The sequence below is a fragment of the Nocardioides koreensis genome, from assembly GCF_039531775.1.
Taxonomy (GTDB): domain Bacteria; phylum Actinomycetota; class Actinomycetes; order Propionibacteriales; family Nocardioidaceae; genus Nocardioides; species Nocardioides koreensis.
On the sequence record NZ_BAAAQR010000013.1, the window covers coordinates 12705 to 30260 of the forward strand.

Consider the following 17556-nt stretch of genomic DNA (forward strand, 5'->3'; position numbering starts at 1 on the left):
CATCAGGGGCGTGAGGCCTATTCCCCCAAAACCGGGGCCGTCGGGGCCAGGAACCCCGCCTGGAGCACCGCCGCGCGGAACTCGTCGAAGCCGCGTGACGGTGCACACACCAGCGCCTGCCGGCCACCCGCCCCCGGAGAGAGCTCGGTGCGGGCACCGGCGGCCCGGGCCACCAGGGCGCCGGCGGCGAAGTCCCAGAGGTTGACGCCTTCCTCGACGTAGGCGTCGACGGACCCCTCGGCCACGTGGCAGAGGTCCAGGGCGCACGACCCCAGCCGCCGGATGTCGCGGACCCGCGGCAGCAGCCGGACCAGCGCCCGGGCCTGGACCTCGCGCAGGCCCGCGTCGTAGCTGAAGCCGGTGGCCACCAGGCGCTGGGACAGCGGCGCCGGGGCGCGTACGCCGATCGGCTCGCCGTCCCGGGTCGCCACCGCCCGGCCGTCGGCGGCCACGTGGGCCACGAACTCGGTGCCGGTGGCGGCGTTGAGGACGACCCCGGCCACCACCTCGCCGTCCAGCTCGGCCGCGATCGACACGGCGTACTGCGGGAGGCCGTAGAGGAAGTTGACGGTGCCGTCGATCGGGTCGACCACCCAGCGCACGCCGGACGTGCCGGCCTCCTCGGACTCCTCCTCGCCGAGGATCGCGTCGTCGGGACGTGCCTTGCGCAGCAGCTCCCGGACCAGCGCCTCGCAGGCCCGGTCGGCCTCGGTGACCACGTCGACGTCGCTGGACTTGGTCGCGGCCACCGTCACCCCGCGGCGGGCCCGGTCCCGGACCAGCGCGGCCCCGGCCCGGGCGGTGTCGAGGGCCAGCTCGGCCAGCTCCGCGCCGGCCGGGGTCACGAGTCCGACCCGCACAGCGCCGGGCGGTCGCCCCGGGGGTTCGGGCAGCAGCCGACCGGGCAGCGGTCCCAGAGCGCGTCCATGCTGCCGACGGCGGCCCGCTCGCGCTCGTCGCCGCGCTCGACCGCCGCCCTCTCGAGCAGCAGGTCCCGCACGGCGGAGACGAAACGGGGGTCGACCCCGGCGGTCGCCGCGCGACGGGTCGGCAGGCCGATCTCCTCCGCGGTCGCCATCGCCTCCGTGTCGAGGTCGTAGATGACCTCCATGTGGTCGGACACGAACCCCACGGGCACCATCACCACTCCCGGGACGCCCCGGTCCTTCAGGGCGCGCAGGTGGTCGTTGACGTCTGGCTCGAGCCACGGGACGTGCGGCGCCCCCGAGCGGGAGCAGTAGACGAGCTCGTGCGCGTGCCGCCGTCCGGTCTCCTCCCGCACCCGGTCGACGACCTCCTGGGCGACGCTGCGGTGCTGGGCGACGTAGGCGCCGCCGAGCGGGCCGCTGGTCTCGTTCATCACCACCGGGATCGAGTGCGTGACGAACGCCAGGTGCGCCCCCTCACGGGCGGTGTCGGGAAGCTCCGCGAGCGCCGCCAGCGTCGCGTCCACGACCGCCTCGACGAAGCCGGGGTGGTTGAAGTAGTGCCGCAGCTTGTCGAGGCGCGGCGCGTCCTCGCTCTGCTCGTCCATGGCCGCGACGGCGTCGGCGAGGTTCTCGCGGTACTGACGGCAGGAGGAGTACGACGAGTAGGCGCTGGTCATGAAGCAGGCGGCGCGGGTGACCCCGTCGGCCGCCATCTGCCGGAGCGTGTCGGTCAGGTAGGGGTCCCAGTTCCGGTTCCCCCAGTAGACCGGCAGGTCGATGCCGGCGCCGTCGAGGTCCTCACGCAGCGCGGCCAGGAACTCGCGGTTCTGGTCGTTGATCGGTGAGCGGCCGCCGAAGAGGAAGTAGTGCTGGCCGACCTCCTCGAGCCGCTCGCGCGGGATGCCCCGCCCGCGGGTGACGTTCTCCAGGAACGGCACCACGTCCTCGGGCTTCTCGGGGCCACCGAAGGACACCAGCAGCAGGGCGTCGTACGGGCTGGTGTCGGCCTTGTGGTTCTCGCGCTGGGGGGTCGGCGGCATGCGCCCATCGTAGGGAGGGCCAGGAATTGGTCGGGCGTGCTCCCGCGGTCCTACGCTCCGGACGATGCTGTCGTCCTATCGCCGGGTGCTCGCCGAGCCCGGCACGCTGCGCTTCAGCGCGACCGGGCTGGTCGCGCGGCTGCCGATGTCCATGGCCGGCCTCGGCATCGTGCTGCTCGTCTCCGCCGCCACCGGCTCGTACGGCGTGGCCGGCGCGGTCTCCGCGGCGTTCATGGTGGCCAACGCCGGCCTGGCGATCCTCCAGGGCCGGCTGCTCGACAGCTTCGGACAGGCCCGGGTCCTGGCCGGGGCCGGAGCGCTCTTCGGCGTCGCCATGGTCCTGCTGGTGGTCTCGGTCGAGGCGGACTGGCTCGGCGCGGCGTACGCCAGCGCCGCGCTGGCCGGTGGCTCGCTGCCCCAGATCGGGTCGGCGGTCCGGGCCCGCTGGTCGCACGCGCTGACCGCGGACCGCGACGGGCTCCAGACCGCCTACGCCCTCGAGGCCGTCGCGGACGAGGTGGTCTTCATGCTCGGCCCGATCGTGGTCACCGTGCTGGCGGCCGCCTGGGACCCGGTGGCCGGGATCGCGGTGGCCGTGGTCGCCTGCGTCGGCGGGACCCTCGCGCTCTGCGCCCAGCGCGCCACCGAGCCGCCCGTCCACCGGCACCGCCGGTCGACCGGCCGTCGACCGCGGATGCCCTGGGCCACGGTCGCTCCGTTGACCGTGGTGTCGGCCGCGCTGGGCATCCTCTTCGGCGGCGCCGAGGTCGCCACGGTGGCGTTCGCGGGCGAGCAGGGCCGGCCGGCCTGGGCCGGAGGCCTGCTCGCGCTGTGGGCGCTGGGCAGCCTGCTGGCCGGGCTGCTCACCGGCGCGGTGACCTGGCGTCGCGGGCCCACGGTCCGGGTCCGCTGGGGCGCCTTCGGCATGTTCGCCGCGATGGTGCCGCTCCACTTCGTGGGGTCGCTGCCGCTGATGGGCCTGGTGCTGCTCATCGGCGGCTTCGCGATCGCGCCGACCCTGATCGCGGCGCTCTCCCTCACCGAGAGCACCGTCCCCACGGGGCGGCTCACCGAGGGCATGGCGATCATGCAGACCGGCCTGGTCGCCGGGGTCGCCCCGGGGGCCGCCGTCGCCGGCGTCGTCATCGACGCGCACGGCGCGGCGGCGGCGTACCTGGTGTGCGCCGCCGCCGGCGCCGTGGCGGCGATTGCGGCCCAGGTGCTGCCACGTTCCCGCTAGCCTCGGCGGCGTGACGGTGTGGCGGAACTGGTCGGGCCTGGAGTCGGCGACGCCGACCCGCGTGGCGGAGCCGGAGGACACCGCCGCGGTCGTGACCGCGGTCGAGCGGGCACGCGCCGAGGGCGGCACCGTGAAGATGGTCGGGACCGGCCACAGCTTCACCGCGATCTCCGCCCCCGAGGGCACCATGCTCACCCCCCACCGGATGAGCGGCATCGTCGCCGTCGACCGCGACGCGATGACCGTGACCGCCCTGGCCGGCACCCCGCTGAAGGTGCTCAACGCTGAGCTCGAGCGGCTTGGGCTGAGCCTGCACAACATGGGCGACATCGCCGAGCAGACGCTGGCCGGCGCCATCTCGACCGGCACCCACGGCACCGGCGGCGTCGCGGCGGGGCTCGCCGCACAGGTCGCGGGCCTCGAGCTGGTCACCGGCACCGGCGAGGTGCTGCGGGCCACCGCCGAGGAGAACGCCGACGTGCTCGACGTCGCCCGCGTGGGGCTCGGCGCCCTCGGCGTGCTCACGACGGTCACCTTCCGGGTCGAGCCGCTGTTCCTGCTCGAGGCGACCGAGCAGCCGATGTCGTGGGACGAGGCGCTGGGCTCGTTCGACGAGATGGTGGCGGAGAGCCACCACGTCGACCTGTACTGGTTCCCGCACACCGACCGGATGCTCACCAAGCGCAACGTCCGCCTCGACGCCGACCTCGGCGAGGCCGAGCCGCTCCCCCGCTGGCGGGCCTGGCTCGACGACGACTTCCTGTCCAACACCTTCTTCGGCGCGGCGACCGCCGCCGCCAACCGGGCCCCGGCGGTCATCCCGCGGATGAACCGGCTCTCCGCCCGCGCCCTGTCCGCACGCCGGTACAGCGACGTGGCGCACCGGGTGTTCACGGCCCGGCGTGACGTCGTCTTCCGCGAGATGGAGTACGCCGTGCCGCGCGAGGCGGGTCTCGCCGCGCTGCGGGAGGCCCGGAAGGCGGTCGAGGGCTCGTCGTGGCGGATCAGCTTCCCCGTCGAGGTCCGGGTGGCCCCGTCCGACGACGTCCCGCTGTCGACCGCGGGCGGCCGCGACACGTGCTACCTGGCCTTCCACACCCACCGCGATGCCGACCACACGTCGTACTTCGCCGGCATCGAGGCCGTGATGCGCGCCCACGACGGCCGCCCGCACTGGGGCAAGGTGCACACCCGCACCGCCGCCGACCTGGCCCCCGCCTACCCGCGGTTCGGCGAGTTCCTGGCGATGCGCGACCGGCTCGACCCCGACCGGGTGTTCACCAACGCCCACCTGCGTCGGGTCCTCGGCGACTGACCCGCCACGCGAGTGATCCTGACGGGGCCCGGGCGCCGCCGAACCTTTCGGGCCCGCCATCGCGTCACAATGGGCACGGGACAGCACGACCCGTCGACGAGAGGACCAGGGTGAGCCGGGACAGGGCCCAAGACAAGGCGGAGTTCGCGGAGTTCGTGGCCGCGCGCTCGGGTGCGCTGCACCGCGCGGCCTACCTGATGGTCGGCGAGACCTCGCTGGCCCAGGACCTGGTCCAGGAGGCGCTGGCCAAGACGTACGCCGCGTGGCCGCGGCTGCGCGACAAGGGCAACGCCGAGGCCTATGCCCGCAAGGCGATCACCACGACCGCGATCTCGTGGTTCCGCCGGAAGGGCTGGTCGCACGAGCGGAGCACGGCCGCGCCCCCGGACCGGGCCACGCCCGGACATGCCGACCAGGTGACCCAGAGCGCCTGGCTGTGGGAGTGCCTGCTCGCCCTCCCGGTCCGTCAACGCGCGGCGATCGTGCTCCGGTACTACGAGGACCTGACCGAGGCCCAGACGGCCGAGACCATGGGCTGCGCGGTGGGAACCGTGAAGAGCCAGGTCTCGGCGGGCCTCGCGAAGCTCCGCCAGCAGCTGGGGGACGACGCCGACGTCCTCCCCCTCGACACTCTCACGACCGGACGGTGACCCCATGACCGAGAAGCTCAAGAACCTGCTCCACGAGCGTGCCGCCGACGTGGACTTCGCCGTCCCCGACGTCGACTCCCTCACCCGCGCCGGGGACCGCCGCCGCCGGCGCCGCACCGCGGCGGTCGTCGCCGGCAGCGTGGCCGTCCTGGCCGTCGTCGGGAGCGCGGTCGCGCTGCCCCGGCTCGTGGGCGGCGACGGCTCGCCCGAGCCGGCCGGTGGCACTGCGCAGACCCCGGCGCTGTCGTGGGTGATGGGCCGGACGTTGTACGCGCCCGCGATGCCGGGCGGCCAGGTCGACCTCGGGCACGACGTGCGCGCCTACGTGCGGACCGAGGCCGGCTTCGTCTACGCCGACCCCGACGGCACGGTCTGGTCGTGGACCGACGGGTCCGAGACCCGGGTCGGCAGCACCGACGCCAAGGACCCGCACCTGGTCTCCGACACCGACGGCACGCTCGCCGGCTGGCTCGACAGCGGCAGCGGGAAGCCGGCGTACGTCGTGCTCGACCAGGCGACCGGCGACACCACGACCTGGGACGACCAGCCGGCCGGCTCCAGCGACGCCGCCGGGCCCGGCAGCTCGCCGTACTTCTACGCCCTCGACGGCCGGACGGCGTACTGGCGCGACGCCCGGGGCGCGGTCGCCACCGACCTCGACTCCGGGGACGCGACCGTCGTCGACCCGCGCACGAACGGTGACGTCGACATCTCCGCGGCCGAGGACGGGCTGATCGCCTTCGCCGGCGCGAACGGCACCTCCCTCGGCAGGACGCCCGAGCAGGCCAAGGAGCTCAAGTACTCCTTCGGCGGCCCGGCGGCCTTCAGCCCGGACGCCCGGTGGTTCACCGAGGACGCCGACGAGCCCAAGGTCTACGACACCCGGTTCGGCGAGAAGGTCGCCCTGGACCTCCAGTACAACTTCGCGTCGGGCTACGGCTGGTTGGACGACAGCACCCTGCTGCTGCTCGGCCAGGACGGCTGGCGCGACAAGGTCGAGCTGCTCAGCTGCACGGTGCCCGCCGGCACCTGCAAGACCCTCGAGCCGGACCTCGGCACCTTCAACCAGCTGGACCGCGAGGGCTTCGCGCTCCCGGTGGGCTCGACGATGGGGCAGTGACCGGCGGTCGGGGGGCGCGGCGTCAGACGCTGGCCGAGCCGGCAGGCACCGGTGCCTGCCAGTTGCGCCACATCGCGACCAGGCGCCAGACGATGCAGACCCCCGCGCCCGCGACGGCGACGACCAGGACGGGCAGGTCCAGCCGGGAGCCGGCCACGGTGACGAACGCGCCGGCCAGGGCCGGGGTGGCGTAGAGGTCGCCGCGGAACACCACCGGGACGCGCGCGGACAGCAGGTCGCGCGCCATGCCGCCGCCGATCCCGGTGACCATGCCCATCAAGGCCGCGGGCACCGGCCCCAGGCCGTACTCCAGCGCCTTGAGGGTCCCGGTGACGCAGAAGAGGCCCAGCCCGAAGGCGTCGAGCACCGTGACCGCGCGCTCTCGGCGTCCCACGGCGGGGTGGAACCAGAAGGTCAGCAGGCCCGCGGCCACGGGGACCAGCAGGTAGCGCCAGTCCTCCAGGGCCGCCGGGGGCGTCGCGCCGATGAGCACGTCGCGCAGGAATCCGCCGCCGAGACCGGTCGTGCCGGCGAGGATGAGGATGCCGAACACGTCGAGGTCCTTGCGGACACCGACCAGGGCGCCGGTGATGGCGAAGACGAAGATCCCCACCAGATCCAGGACGACCAAGGTCACGCAGGGAGGTTACCGGGGCACGCCGCCACGGTGACGCATCCGGCTCCCCCGCTGGCGTAGGCTCGGCGCACCGATGAACACCGCTGACCAGCACAGGAAGGACCAGGCCACCTCCATGGTGCACCTCACGCTCGCCGGAGTGAGCGACGACGGACAGCGCCTGCTCCTGGTCAGCGATGCAGGCGTCGAGTTCACCCTCGACATCGACGCCCGCCTCCGGGCCGCTCTGCGCGGCGACACCGCACGCCTCGGTCAGTTGGAGACAAAAATGGACAGCACCCTCCGTCCCCGCGACATCCAGGCCCGCATCCGTGCGGGCGAGACGCCGGAGGTGGTCGCCCAGGCGGCGCAGACCAGCGTCGACAAGATCATGGCGTTCGCCGCGCCGGTGCTGGCCGAGCGCCAGCACATCGCCGAGCGGGCGCAGCGGTCCTCCGTACGCCGGCGCTCGGGCGGCGACCAGGCCGCGGCCGCGGCGCGCACCCTCGGCGACGCGGTCGCGGGGCACCTGCGCTCCCTCAACGTCGATCCCGAGACCGTGCTGTGGGACGCCTGGCGGCGCGAGGACGGCCGCTGGTCGCTGACCGGGGAGTTCGCCTCGACCCGCAAGAGCGGGCACGCCCAGTTCACGTTCGACGCCCCGGGCAACTACGTCACCGCCGAGAACGACGACGCGCGCTGGCTGCTCGGTGAGGTCATCGCGACGATGCGCGCGCCGGAGCCCCGCAACGACCTCGAGCAGGCTCGCCAGCGCCGGCTGTCCGCCATGAACCCGACTGCGGCCGAGGAGCTGCCCCTGGGCGACGACGCCATCGAGCTGGTCACCGGGTCGGGCACCGACCTCGGCGCCGAGCAGCCGCTCGAGGCGTTCCTCACCGAGGAGCCGCCGCCGGCCCAGGAGCGCGAGCTGCGCGAGGAGGCCGCGGACGCGGCCGCCCGGGACACCTCTGGTGCTGCCGAGGCGACCGCCGCCCAGGGCCAGGCTCCCGAGGCCCCGGCTCCCGACGCCCCGGCGCCGGCCGACGACGAGCCGCCGGCGCGGCGCCCGGTGCGCAAGAGCCGCGGACGGGCGTCGGTGCCGAGCTGGGACGAGATCATGTTCGGCGGCGGCAAGTCCGACTGAGGCTGCTTCCCGGGACGGGTGTGACGACAGCCGTCACATCGCAGCCCCTGCCCGTGGAGGTTTCCGGCCGGTAGTCTCCCGGCATGTCGTACTTCGTCACGGGTGCCACGGGGTTCATCGGCCGACATCTCGTCCAGGAGCTGGTCGACCATCGCGAGGGCGAGATCTTCGTCCTGGTCCGCGAGGGGTCCCTGGCGCGCATGGAGACGCTGATCCGCCACTGGGGCAGCGACCGCGTGACCCCGGTCGTCGGTGACCTCGGCGAGGCCGACCTCGGCGTGGCGAAGAAGTGGGTCACCGAGCACCGGGGCTCGGTCGACCACTTCTTCCACCTCGCCGCGATCTACGACATGACCGCCGACGACGCCACCAACGAGGCGATGAACGTCGGCGGCACCCGCCACGCCCTCGGTCTCGCCGAGGCGCTGGAGGTCGGCTGCTTCCACCAGGTCTCGTCGGTGGCGGCCGCCGGCGACTACCACGGCCGCTTCGACGAGACGATGTTCGACGAGGGGCAGTCGCTGCCCTCGCCGTACCACCGGACCAAGTTCGAGTCCGAGAAGATCGTCCGCGAGGAGGCCACCGTGCCGTGGCGGGTCTACCGGCCCGCCGTCGTGGTCGGTGACTCGCAGACCGGGGCCATGGACAAGGTCGACGGCCCCTACTACTTCTTCCCGCTGATGAAGCGGATGCGCGACAACCTGCCGGCCTGGCTGCCGCTGGTCGGCGTCGACCTCGGTGACACCAACGTCGTCCCGGTCGACTACGTCGCCGCGGCGATGGACCACATCGCCCACCTGCCCGACCGCGACGGCGAGGCCTTCCACCTCGTCAACCCCGAGCCGCAGCCGGTCGTCGAGACGATCAACGCCCTCTGCGCGGCCGCGGGGGCGCCGCAGTTCGCGACCCCGATCGACCGCCGGCTGACCCGCTCGGGGCCGCTGGGGCTGGTGCCGCGCGCCCTGCGCCCGCTGACCGTGCTCAACGGAGTGGTCCGGTCGGCGCCGGCCCAGCTGGTGCTCGAGCAGACCATCGGCCGGCTCGGCATCCCCGCCGAGGTCGTGGCGCACACCTCCTTCAACGCGGTCTTCGACTCCCGCCGCACCGAGAAGGCGCTCTCGGGCTCCGGGATCGGCGTCCCCGAGCTGGAGTCCTACGCGCGCACCCTGTGGACCTACTGGGAGGAGAACCTCGACCGGTCCACCGGCCGCGACGCCGCGGTCCGCGAGGCGCTCACCGGCAAGCACGTCGTGATCACCGGGGCCTCGTCCGGCATCGGCCACGTCACCGCACTGAAGGTCGCCCAGGCCGGGGGCATCCCGGTGCTCGTCGCCCGCGGCAAGGAGAAGCTCGAGGACACCCGCGACGCGATCGAGCTGCGCGGCGGCACGGCGTACGTCTACCCCTGCGACCTCTCCGACCTCGAGGCGATCGACCGGCTCTGCGAGGCGATGTCGGCCGAGCTCCCCTCGATCGACTTCGTGGTCAACAACGCCGGCCGCTCGATCCGCCGGTCGCTGCGGCTCTCCCAGGACCGGTTCCACGACTTCGAGCGCACCATGCAGCTCAACTACTTCGGCGCGATCCGGCTGGTGATGGGCCTGGTCCCGAAGATGCAGGAGCAGAAGCACGGCCACGTCGTGAACGTCTCCTCCATCGGCGTCCAGACCAACCCGCCGCGCTTCTCGGCGTACGTCGCCTCCAAGGCCGCGCTCGACTCGTGGAGCAACGTGGTCGCCTCGGAGCTGGTCGGCGACGGCATCACCTTCACCAGCATCCACATGCCGCTGGTGCGGACGCCGATGATCGCCCCGACCAAGCTCTACGACAAGTTCCCCACCATCTCACCGGCCCAGGCCGCGGACCTGGTGGTCAAGGCGATGGTCGAGCGCCCGCACGAGATCAACACGCTGCTCGGCAACGCCGGCGCGGTCGCCCACACGGTCGCCCCCAAGCTGGCCTTCCGGGTGCTCAACATGGCCTACCAGGTCTTCCCCGACTCGGCCGCGGCCAAGGGCGAGGTCTCCGGCGGCACCCGGGAGTCCGAGCAGATCATGCTCGCCAAGCTGTTCAAGGGGATTCACTGGTAGTGGCGAGGGGCCGGCGCGGGTCGGTGATCCAGCCGCTCCAGCTCCCCGGGTAGAGCGCGGCGCGCACCCCGGCCACCTCCATCGCGAGGATGTCGTGGACGGCGGTGACGCCGGAGCCGCAGTACGCCGCGACGTCGCCGCGGTCGCCCGCCTCCGGGGTGGCGCCGACGGAGCCGTAGAGCGCCTGCAGCTCCTCCGCGGGCAGGAAGCGCCCGTCGGCGCCGAGGTTCCGCGACGTGGGCACGTTCACCGCGCCGGGGATGTGGCCGGCGACCGGGTCGATCGGCTCGGTCTCGCCCCGGTAGCGCTCGGGTGCGCGGGCGTCGACGAGCACCTCGATGTCGAGCACCTGCTCCGCCTCGACCACGGCCAGGTGACCCGGGTCGGCGGTGAAGTCACCCGGCGTGACCGCCGTGGTCGAGCCGGTCTCGACCGGCCCGCCACCGGCGACCCAGGCGTTCCACGCGCCGTCCAGGACGCGCACGTCGGCGTGTCCGTGGTACCGCAGCAGCCACCACGCGCGGCCGGCCGCCAACCCGGACCAGTCGTCGTACACGACCACCGGGCGGCCGTCGCAGACCCCGGCCCGGCGCATCGCCGCCTCGAGGACCGCGACGTCCGGCAGCGGGTGCCGGCCGCCCGCACCCGGAGGCGAGGCGAGCGCGGTGTCCATGTCGACGTACACCGCGCCCGGCACGTGGCCGGCGGCGTACTCCCCAGGGCCGGACGGCCCGCCCGTCCGGTAGCGGACGTCGAGGACGGTGGGCGTCGACGGGCCCGGCTCCCGGGTGAGGGCGGAGCGCAGCTCGTCGACGGAGATCAGCGGACCGGTCATGGCGGCCATCCTGCAGGACCGGGGCTGTGAAAGGATCGCGACCCGTGGCTGAACTGCATTTCTTCACCGGGACCATGGACTCGGGCAAGAGCACCCTCGCGCTCCAGACGAATCACAACCACGCGGCGCGCGGGCGGGTCGGCCGGATCTTCACCACCCGGGACCGGGCCGGCGCGGCCATGCTCTCCAGCCGCCTCGGCCTCACCCACGAGGCCCTCGAGGTCGACGACACCTTCGACTTCTGGACCTACGTGGTGCGCACCCTCACCCAGGGCGCCCGGATCGACTACCTGATCTGCGACGAGGCCCAGTTCTACACCCGCGACCAGATCGACCAGCTCGCCAAGCTCGTCGACGAGCTGCAGATCGACGTGTTCGCGTTCGGCATCCTCACCGACTTCCGCACCGCCCTGTTCGAGGGCAGCGCGCGCCTGGTCGAGCTGGCCGACCGGATGAACGTGCTCCAGGTGGAGGCGTTGTGCTGGTGCGGCAAGCGGGCGACCCACAACGCCCGCACCGAGAACGGCGTGATGGTCGTCGAGGGCGACCAGATCGTGGTGGGCGACGTCGAGCAGCCCGACGAGAACCCCGCCGAGGTCGCCTACGAGGTGCTCTGCCGCCAGCACCACCGGCGCCGGCTCACCGCCGCCCGCGCCAAGGCGGTCAGCCTCGCCCCCGAGCCGTTGCCGTTCGGCTGAGGTTCGCCCAGGATTTCTGGAACAGGTTCTTCCCCCGGGACCGGATCTCCCCCTAGGTTGCTGGACGGCGCCGACCCAGGCGTCAGCATCGCCACGCCTCAATCTCGGGAGATCACGTGTCGTCCTCACCCCGTCCCCTGCCCGCACGACCTCGTCGGACCGTCCCGGCCACGCTGGCCGGCCTGCTCCTCACCCTGCTCGGCGGGCTGCTCGTCGCCGTCACCCCGGCCGCACCCGCCCGGGCCGACGGCCCCGGAGTCGGCATCCCCTGGGTGGTGACCGTCGGCGACTCCTACATCAGCGGGGAGGCCGGCCGCTGGGCGGGCAGCTCCAACAGCTCCACGACCACCGCCGACGCGCTCGGGTCCACGGCGTACTACGACAACGGCAACAGCGAGAGCATCCCGCGCTGCCACCGCAGCAAGTCCGCCGAGGCCTACGTCGGCGGCGGGGTCAACGGCTACAACCTGGCCTGCTCGGGCGCCACGACGGCGACCACCACCGGTACCTACTTCAAGCCCGGCCTCGACTTCTACGACGACGGCGCCGGTCACCTCGGCCAGGCGAAGTCGCTGCAGCAGTTCGCCGCGGGCCACAACGTCGGCATGGTGGTCGTCTCGATCGGCGGCAACGACTTCCACTTCGGCGACGTCGTGCAGACCTGCGTCACCGACTTCCTCAGCTCCTTCTCCTGGGCCAAGGACTACTGCAAGGACGACAGCTCGGTCACGTCGAACTTCACCGCCGGCAACATCGCCGCGGTCCGCGCGCGGATCGCCGCGGCGTACACGAACCTCCGCACGGCGATGCGCAACGCCGGCTACGCGGACGACGCCTGGACGCTGCTGGTGCAGAACTACCCGTCCCCGCTGCCCCGCGGCAGCGGGTTCCGGTACTCCGAGTCCGGCTACTCGCGCCAGGACACCGGCGGCTGCGGCTTCTGGAACGCCGACGCCGACTGGGCCAACGACAGCGCCCTCCCCACGATCAACACGGCGGTCACCGGGGCCGCTGCCGACGCCGGGCTCACCAACGTGCAGACCCTGGACCTGGCCTCGGCGTTCAACGGCCGGCGGCTCTGCGAGAGCACCGTCGGCCTCTACGAGGAGAAGGGCCTGTCCAGCTGGACCCAGGCCGGCGCGGTCGACCAGACGGAGTGGGTCAACCAGATCCGCACCGTCACGACCTGCTGCTCGGGCAGCCCCTACTACGTCCAGGAGTCGCTGCACCCGAACTACTGGGCCCAGCTGGCCACCCGTTCGTGCGTGCGCCAGGCCTGGAACGGCGGGGCGCCGCGCGGCGGGAGCTGCTCGATCGCCGGGACCGGGCTGCTGAACGGCGAGCCGCGGATGTCGCTCGGCTGAGGTCGCGCGCGGGTCGCCGGCCTCAGAATCCAGGCTCAGCAGACCAGCATGGGGATGAGCATCTCCTCAGGGGTCAGCGACCCGTGCAGGCCGACCAGCGTCGCCTCGTAGGGGAAGTCGGTCGTCGAGAGGATCGCGGTGTCGCCGTGGCAGGCCACGACGACGTCGCCCAGCCGCGGGAGCACGGAGGGCTGGACCGGGCCGAACCAGCCGCGGGCGACCGCGGCGTCGCGGGTCATCACCTCGGCCCGGTCGCCCAGCAGCCCCGCCCAGGTCGCCGCCACGTCGGTGACGGCGCCACGGTGGCAGTAGAGGTGGCGGAAGCGCGCCTCGCCGCCGAGCAGCGCGACCCCGTCCCGCAGCTCGTGCAGCTCGTCGACGTCGACCCGGCTCTCCAGCGGGGAGTCGACCATCCCGTGGTCGGCCACCACCAGCAGCCGGGTGGAGCGCGGCAGCGAGTCGCGCAGCTGCTCGGCCTCGGAGTCGATGATCGAGAGCTGCTGCAGCCACGGGCTCGAGGCGACGCCGTAGCGGTGCCCGGTCCAGTCGAGGTCGCCGTCGTAGAGGTAGGTCAGCGACGGGTCGTCCCGCGAGGACGCGACGGCCGCGGCGATCCGCTCACCCACCTTGTCGGCGCCGACGTAGTCGGCGCCCCGGTGCGCGGCGACGGTGAGCCCGCTGCCCACGAACTCGCGCTTGTTGACCACGGTGACCGACGCGCCGCGGGCGCGCAGCCGCGAGAACGCCGTGGGGTGCGGCTGCCACTCCAGCGGGTCGACGTCCTTGTCCCACAGCAGCGCGTTGAGCAGCCGCTCGGTGCCGGGCACCCGCGAGGTGAAGCCCACCAGTCCGTGGGCGCCCGGCGTGAGGCCGGTGCCCAGCGAGGTCAGGCTGGTGGCGGTCGTCGACGGCACGCCGGCGGTGGCGGTCCGCTGCTCGGCCAGCAGGCTCGAGAGGTACGGCGCGGCGTGGGCGTAGCGCTCCAGCAGCCGGGCCCCGAGCCCGTCGACGAGGAACACGACGTACGCCGCGGCCTCGGGCAGCAGCAGGTCGGACGGCTCGTCCCCCACCGACACGCCGAGCGCCGCCGCCACCGCGGGCACCACGTCGCCGAGCGAGCGCTGGTGGTAGGCCGGCTCGACGAAGCCGGCCCCGGGAGCGTGGTTCACGCCCCGTGGGTCCGCGCGGAGAGCGACTCCGCGAAGGACAGCAGCCCGGCCACCGCGTCGGTGCCGTCGGCGGCGGCGGAGACGCGCAACGAGAAGTCGTCGGAGGCGAGGACACCGGTGTAGCCGTGGTCGGCGTCGCACTGGGGGTCGCTGCACCCGGCCGGCTCGAGGTCGACCCGGCTCACACCGCCCCAGCCGATGGTCATGACCGCCTCGGCCGGCGGGGTCGGCCCGGAGGTCGGGTTGGCGATCATCCGGGTCACGACGACGGACTTCACCGCCGTGAGCCGCACCGCCTCGGTCGAGGTGGAGGTGTAGGGCTCGGGCAGCAGGTCGTCACCGGTGTGCTCGTCGGTGTGCGCCAGGACCAGCCGGGTCGGCGTGAGCACGACGACGCTGAGGTGGCGGCGCACCTCGTCCCGCTCGAAGGTCGGCTCGTGGTGGACGAAGAAGGAGACCACCTGCTCCCCCGCGACCGCCGCCTCCACGCCGTCGGCCACCACCTCGGGGTAGTAGCCGGTGCGGTCGATGGCGTCCCTCAGCTCGAGGGTCCGGTCCCGGTCGTCGGTGGTCCTGCTGCGCATGCGTGCAGTCTGTCACGCGGCGCCGACGACGACCGGCTCGGACTCCCTCAGCCCGGGATGGTGTCGCCGGGGTGCTCCGGCATCCGGCGCACGAACCAGTCCGAGCGCGAGTCCGCGACCGCGTCGACGCGGGCAGCGGCGGTCAGCACCGTGGCGCCCTCGGCGCCGGCCAGGACCAGGGACAGGTCCAGCGAGCTCACCTGCGGCAGGTCGTTCTGCAGCTGCGCGACCCGGCGGATCAGCCGCTCGACCTCGGCGACGTCGACCACCTCGCTGCCGCGGTAGCCGAACAGCATCGGCGAGGACTTGATCTCCCGGACCATCGCGGCGGCGTCCCGCTCCCCCAGCGGCGGGATCCGGTAGGACTTGTCGGCCAGCAGCTCGATCAGCGGCCCCGAGATCCCGAACGACACCACCGGGCCGAACAGCGGGTCCTCGATGCTGCGGATCGCGATCGGCACCCCGGGCGTGGAGTTCTTCTGCACCACGAAACCGGCCTTCTCGGGCTCGGTGATCCGCAGCGCCAGCGACTCCCAGGCGTCCCGCATCTCCTCGGGGGTGTCGATGTTGCGCCACACGTGCGCCTGGTCCGGGCGCTCGCGCAGGTGGTCGGCGGTCGCCTTGAGCACCACGTCCCAGCCGAGGTCCTCCCCTGCCTTCTCGGCCTCCTCGAGCGTGGTGACCCGGCGGTTCTCCCACAGCTCGATGCCGTACGCCCCCAGCAGGGACGTCAGCTCGTCCTGGTCGAGGTGGGTGCCCTCGGGGTTGCGCCGCAGCAGGTCGTTGACGAGCCGCTTGGCGGCCTGCTGGTCGACCTCGTCGGGGCCCACCGGCGGGCCGTCCGGGGTGCGCAGCCACACGGCGTACTCCACGACACGCGCGAGCGCCCGGACCGCGGCCTCGACGGCGGGGTACGACGGGACCGAGCCGCGGCCGGCCGTCGAGCCGGCCACATCGGGGACGCGGAGCAGCTCGGGCACGCCCTCGGCGCCGAGGAAGGAGGAGACCAGCGGCTTGTCGGACTGCTCGCCGACCGCGGCCAGCACGTTGGCGACGTCCTCGCCGGAGACGTTGAGCGGCGGGATGTAGACCGCGACCACCGAGTCGACCTCGGGGTCGTCGATGGCCGCGTCGAGGGCGTCCTCGAAGTCCTCGGCGGTCGCGTCGGCCCCCAGCGCGACCGACTTGTTGACCACCAGCCCGACCGCGGCCGCCGCGTCGGCGGCCAGCAGCCCGAGCGCGTCGGAGTTCCCGACGATCGCGACCCGGCGGCCGCGCGGCAGCGGCTGGTGGGCCAGCAGCTGGGCGACGTCGAACATCTCCTCCAGGGTGTCCACCTGGATCACCCCGGCCTGCCGGAACATCGCGTCGACGGCCTGCGGCGGCGCGGCGATCTTCCGCACCGCGTGGCCCATCGGCACGCCCTGGGTGGTGCGGCCCGAGCGGACGGCGATGATCGGCTTGCGCAGCGAGACCCGTCGGGCGATCCGGGAGAACTTCCGGGGGTTGCCGATGGACTCGAGGTAGAGCAGGACGACCTCGGTGGAGTCGTCCTCCTCCCAGTACTGCAGCAGGTCGTTGCCGGACACGTCGGCACGGTTGCCGGCGCTGACGAACGTGGAGAGGCCCAGGCCCCGGTTGTTGACCTTCTCCAGGATGGCCGAGCCGAGCGCGCCGGACTGGCAGAAGAACCCGGCGCGACCGCGGGGCGGCATCACGCCCGACAGCGAGGCGTTCAGCGAGACACCCGGGTCGGTGTTGATGATGCCGAGGCAGTTGGGGCCGATGAGGCGCAGGCCGTAGGACCGGGAGAGCCCGACCAGCCGCCGCTGCCGCTGCCGGCCCTCCTCGCCGGTCTCCGCGAAGCCGGAGGAGATCACGACCAGGCCGTGCACCCCCTTGGCGGCACAGTCGAGCACCACGTCCTGGACCGCCTCGGCGGGCACCGCCACGATCGCCACGTCCACCTCGTCGGGGATGTCGCCCACGGTGGCGAACGCCGGCATCCCGGAGACGGCCGCCGAGCTCGGGTTGACCACGTAGACCCGGCCGGTGAAGTCGCCCATCACCAGGTTGCGCACCAGCGCCTGCCCGATGGTGTCCTGCCGCCGGCTGGCGCCGATGACCGCGACCGAGCGCGGGTTGAAGAACCGTTCGATCGAGGCGGACTCGGCGCGGTGCTCGCGATTGACCATCAGGCCGATGGCGGTGTCGGTCGGCTCGATGGGGAACTCCAGCGCGAGCACGCCGTCCTCGTACTCGCTGGCGACCCGGTAGCCCGCGTCGCGGAAGGTCTGGATCATCCGGCTGTTGTCGGGCAGCACCTCGGCGACGAACTTCTCGACGCCGCGCTCCCGGCCGGCCTGGGCGAGGTGCTCGAGCAGCAGCTGCGCGATCCCCCGGCCCTGGTGCTGGTCCTCGACGAGGAACGCCACCTCGGCCTCCCCCGGGCGGACCACGTCGTACCGCCCGACGGCGATCATCTGGCCGGACAGGGTCAGCACGAAGGCCACCCGGTTCACGTGGTCGACCTGGGTGAAGCGCGCGACGTCGCGCTCGGACAGCTTGGGCATAGGTGAGAAGAACCGGTAGTACTTCGACTGGTCCGAGACCCGCGCGTAGAAGTCCACCAGCAGGGCGGCGTCCTGGGGACCGATCGGCCGGATGTGGGCGGTCCGGCCGTCGCGCAGCAGGACGTCGGCCTCCCAGTGTCGGGGAGCGGGCGGGCCCTGCTCGGTGTCCTCGGTGCCGGTCACGAGGCG

The 17556-nt window shown here is 73.3% G+C and carries 15 protein-coding genes; 8 read left to right on the forward strand and 7 right to left on the reverse strand.

Features of this window, described 5'->3' with window-relative positions; translation table 11 throughout:
* Positions 1-17: 17 nt before the first annotated feature.
* Both ABD268_RS18285 and ABD268_RS18290 read right to left on the reverse strand, forming a co-directional pair.
* The gene (locus ABD268_RS18285; RefSeq protein WP_344155664.1) at positions 18-845 is read right to left on the reverse strand and encodes an inositol monophosphatase family protein; all 828 of its coding nucleotides are present in this window, start codon (positions 843-845) and stop codon (positions 18-20) included.
* A complete protein-coding gene (locus ABD268_RS18290; RefSeq protein ID WP_344155667.1) occupies positions 842-1969 on the reverse strand; it encodes a ferrochelatase in 1128 nt (375 codons plus the stop codon). Before ABD268_RS18290 ends, ABD268_RS18285 begins: the two co-directional genes overlap by 4 nt.
* A gap of 64 nt (positions 1970-2033) precedes the next feature.
* Between ABD268_RS18290 and ABD268_RS18295 the strand changes: the two genes are divergently transcribed.
* The 4 genes from ABD268_RS18295 to ABD268_RS18310 all read left to right on the forward strand — a co-directional run bounded on the left by ABD268_RS18295 (position 2034) and on the right by ABD268_RS18310 (position 6294).
* Positions 2034-3209: an MFS transporter gene (locus tag ABD268_RS18295; protein ID WP_344155670.1), complete on the forward strand. Its 1176-nt coding sequence runs from the start codon at positions 2034-2036 to the stop codon at positions 3207-3209.
* A gap of 10 nt (positions 3210-3219) precedes the next feature.
* Positions 3220-4524, forward strand: a complete 1305-nt coding sequence (locus tag ABD268_RS18300) for a D-arabinono-1,4-lactone oxidase (protein ID WP_344155673.1) — start codon at positions 3220-3222, stop codon at positions 4522-4524.
* A gap of 110 nt (positions 4525-4634) precedes the next feature.
* Positions 4635-5174: a SigE family RNA polymerase sigma factor gene (locus tag ABD268_RS18305; protein ID WP_344155676.1), complete on the forward strand. Its 540-nt coding sequence runs from the start codon at positions 4635-4637 to the stop codon at positions 5172-5174.
* Between the two features lie 4 nt (positions 5175-5178).
* Positions 5179-6294: a hypothetical protein gene (locus ABD268_RS18310; RefSeq protein WP_344155679.1), complete on the forward strand. Its 1116-nt coding sequence runs from the start codon at positions 5179-5181 to the stop codon at positions 6292-6294.
* Positions 6295-6316: 22 nt separating this feature from the next.
* On the opposite strand, the gene ABD268_RS18315 is transcribed toward ABD268_RS18310, so the two are convergent.
* Positions 6317-6931, reverse strand: a complete 615-nt coding sequence (locus ABD268_RS18315) for a trimeric intracellular cation channel family protein (protein WP_344155682.1) — start codon at positions 6929-6931, stop codon at positions 6317-6319.
* Between the two features lie 73 nt (positions 6932-7004).
* Between ABD268_RS18315 and sepH the strand changes: the two genes are divergently transcribed.
* Together sepH and ABD268_RS18325 are read left to right on the forward strand one after the other, a co-directional pair.
* Complete coding sequence (gene sepH, locus ABD268_RS18320) at positions 7005-8054, forward strand: septation protein SepH (protein WP_344155685.1); 1050 nt, start codon at positions 7005-7007, stop codon at positions 8052-8054.
* A gap of 83 nt (positions 8055-8137) precedes the next feature.
* Complete coding sequence (locus tag ABD268_RS18325) at positions 8138-10144, forward strand: SDR family oxidoreductase (protein ID WP_344155688.1); 2007 nt, start codon at positions 8138-8140, stop codon at positions 10142-10144.
* On the opposite strand, the gene ABD268_RS18330 is transcribed toward ABD268_RS18325, so the two are convergent.
* Positions 10125-10979 (reverse strand): sulfurtransferase, encoded by an 855-nt coding sequence (locus tag ABD268_RS18330; RefSeq protein ID WP_344155691.1) that lies wholly within the window; start codon positions 10977-10979, stop codon positions 10125-10127. The genes ABD268_RS18325 and ABD268_RS18330 overlap by 20 nt on opposite strands.
* 44 nt (positions 10980-11023) lie before the next feature.
* On the opposite strand from ABD268_RS18330, the gene ABD268_RS18335 reads away from it, so the two are divergent.
* Together ABD268_RS18335 and ABD268_RS18340 are read left to right on the forward strand one after the other, a co-directional pair.
* On the forward strand, positions 11024-11677 hold the full coding sequence (locus tag ABD268_RS18335; protein WP_344155694.1) for a thymidine kinase: 654 nt from the start codon (positions 11024-11026) through the stop codon (positions 11675-11677).
* Positions 11678-11793: 116 nt separating this feature from the next.
* Positions 11794-13041 carry an SGNH/GDSL hydrolase family protein gene (locus ABD268_RS18340; protein ID WP_344155697.1) on the forward strand — a complete coding sequence of 416 codons (1248 nt, stop codon included), beginning with the start codon at positions 11794-11796 and terminating at the stop codon, positions 13039-13041.
* Between the two features lie 35 nt (positions 13042-13076).
* Here ABD268_RS18340 and ABD268_RS18345 read toward each other — a convergent pair whose 3' ends face one another.
* From ABD268_RS18345 to ABD268_RS18355, 3 genes are read right to left on the reverse strand one after another with little or no spacing between them, the layout of a single operon-like run.
* Positions 13077-14210, reverse strand: coding sequence for an alkaline phosphatase family protein (locus ABD268_RS18345; RefSeq protein WP_344155699.1), 1134 nt, complete (start codon positions 14208-14210; stop codon positions 13077-13079).
* Positions 14207-14794 carry a DUF5998 family protein gene (locus ABD268_RS18350; RefSeq protein WP_344155702.1) on the reverse strand — a complete coding sequence of 196 codons (588 nt, stop codon included), beginning with the start codon at positions 14792-14794 and terminating at the stop codon, positions 14207-14209. The genes ABD268_RS18345 and ABD268_RS18350 overlap by 4 nt, the downstream gene beginning before the upstream one ends.
* A gap of 47 nt (positions 14795-14841) precedes the next feature.
* Positions 14842-17550 carry a bifunctional acetate--CoA ligase family protein/GNAT family N-acetyltransferase gene (locus ABD268_RS18355; RefSeq protein WP_344155705.1) on the reverse strand — a complete coding sequence of 903 codons (2709 nt, stop codon included), beginning with the start codon at positions 17548-17550 and terminating at the stop codon, positions 14842-14844.
* Positions 17551-17556 lie beyond the last annotated feature (6 nt).

What these genes read in the sequence shown, in the direction of transcription:
- ABD268_RS18290 (WP_344155667.1), bottom strand. Translation starts at nt 1,969, where the DNA reads ATGCCGCCGACCCCCCAGCGCGAGAACCACAAGGCCGACACCAGCCCG.
- ABD268_RS18295 (WP_344155670.1), top strand. Translation starts at nt 2,034, where the DNA reads ATGCTGTCGTCCTATCGCCGGGTGCTCGCCGAGCCCGGCACGCTGCGC.
- ABD268_RS18310 (WP_344155679.1), top strand. Translation starts at nt 5,179, where the DNA reads ATGACCGAGAAGCTCAAGAACCTGCTCCACGAGCGTGCCGCCGACGTG.
- ABD268_RS18330 (WP_344155691.1), bottom strand. Translation starts at nt 10,979, where the DNA reads ATGACCGGTCCGCTGATCTCCGTCGACGAGCTGCGCTCCGCCCTCACC.
- ABD268_RS18325 (WP_344155688.1), top strand. Translation starts at nt 8,138, where the DNA reads ATGTCGTACTTCGTCACGGGTGCCACGGGGTTCATCGGCCGACATCTC.
- sepH (WP_344155685.1), top strand. Translation starts at nt 7,005, where the DNA reads ATGAACACCGCTGACCAGCACAGGAAGGACCAGGCCACCTCCATGGTG.
- ABD268_RS18350 (WP_344155702.1), bottom strand. Translation starts at nt 14,794, where the DNA reads ATGCGCAGCAGGACCACCGACGACCGGGACCGGACCCTCGAGCTGAGG.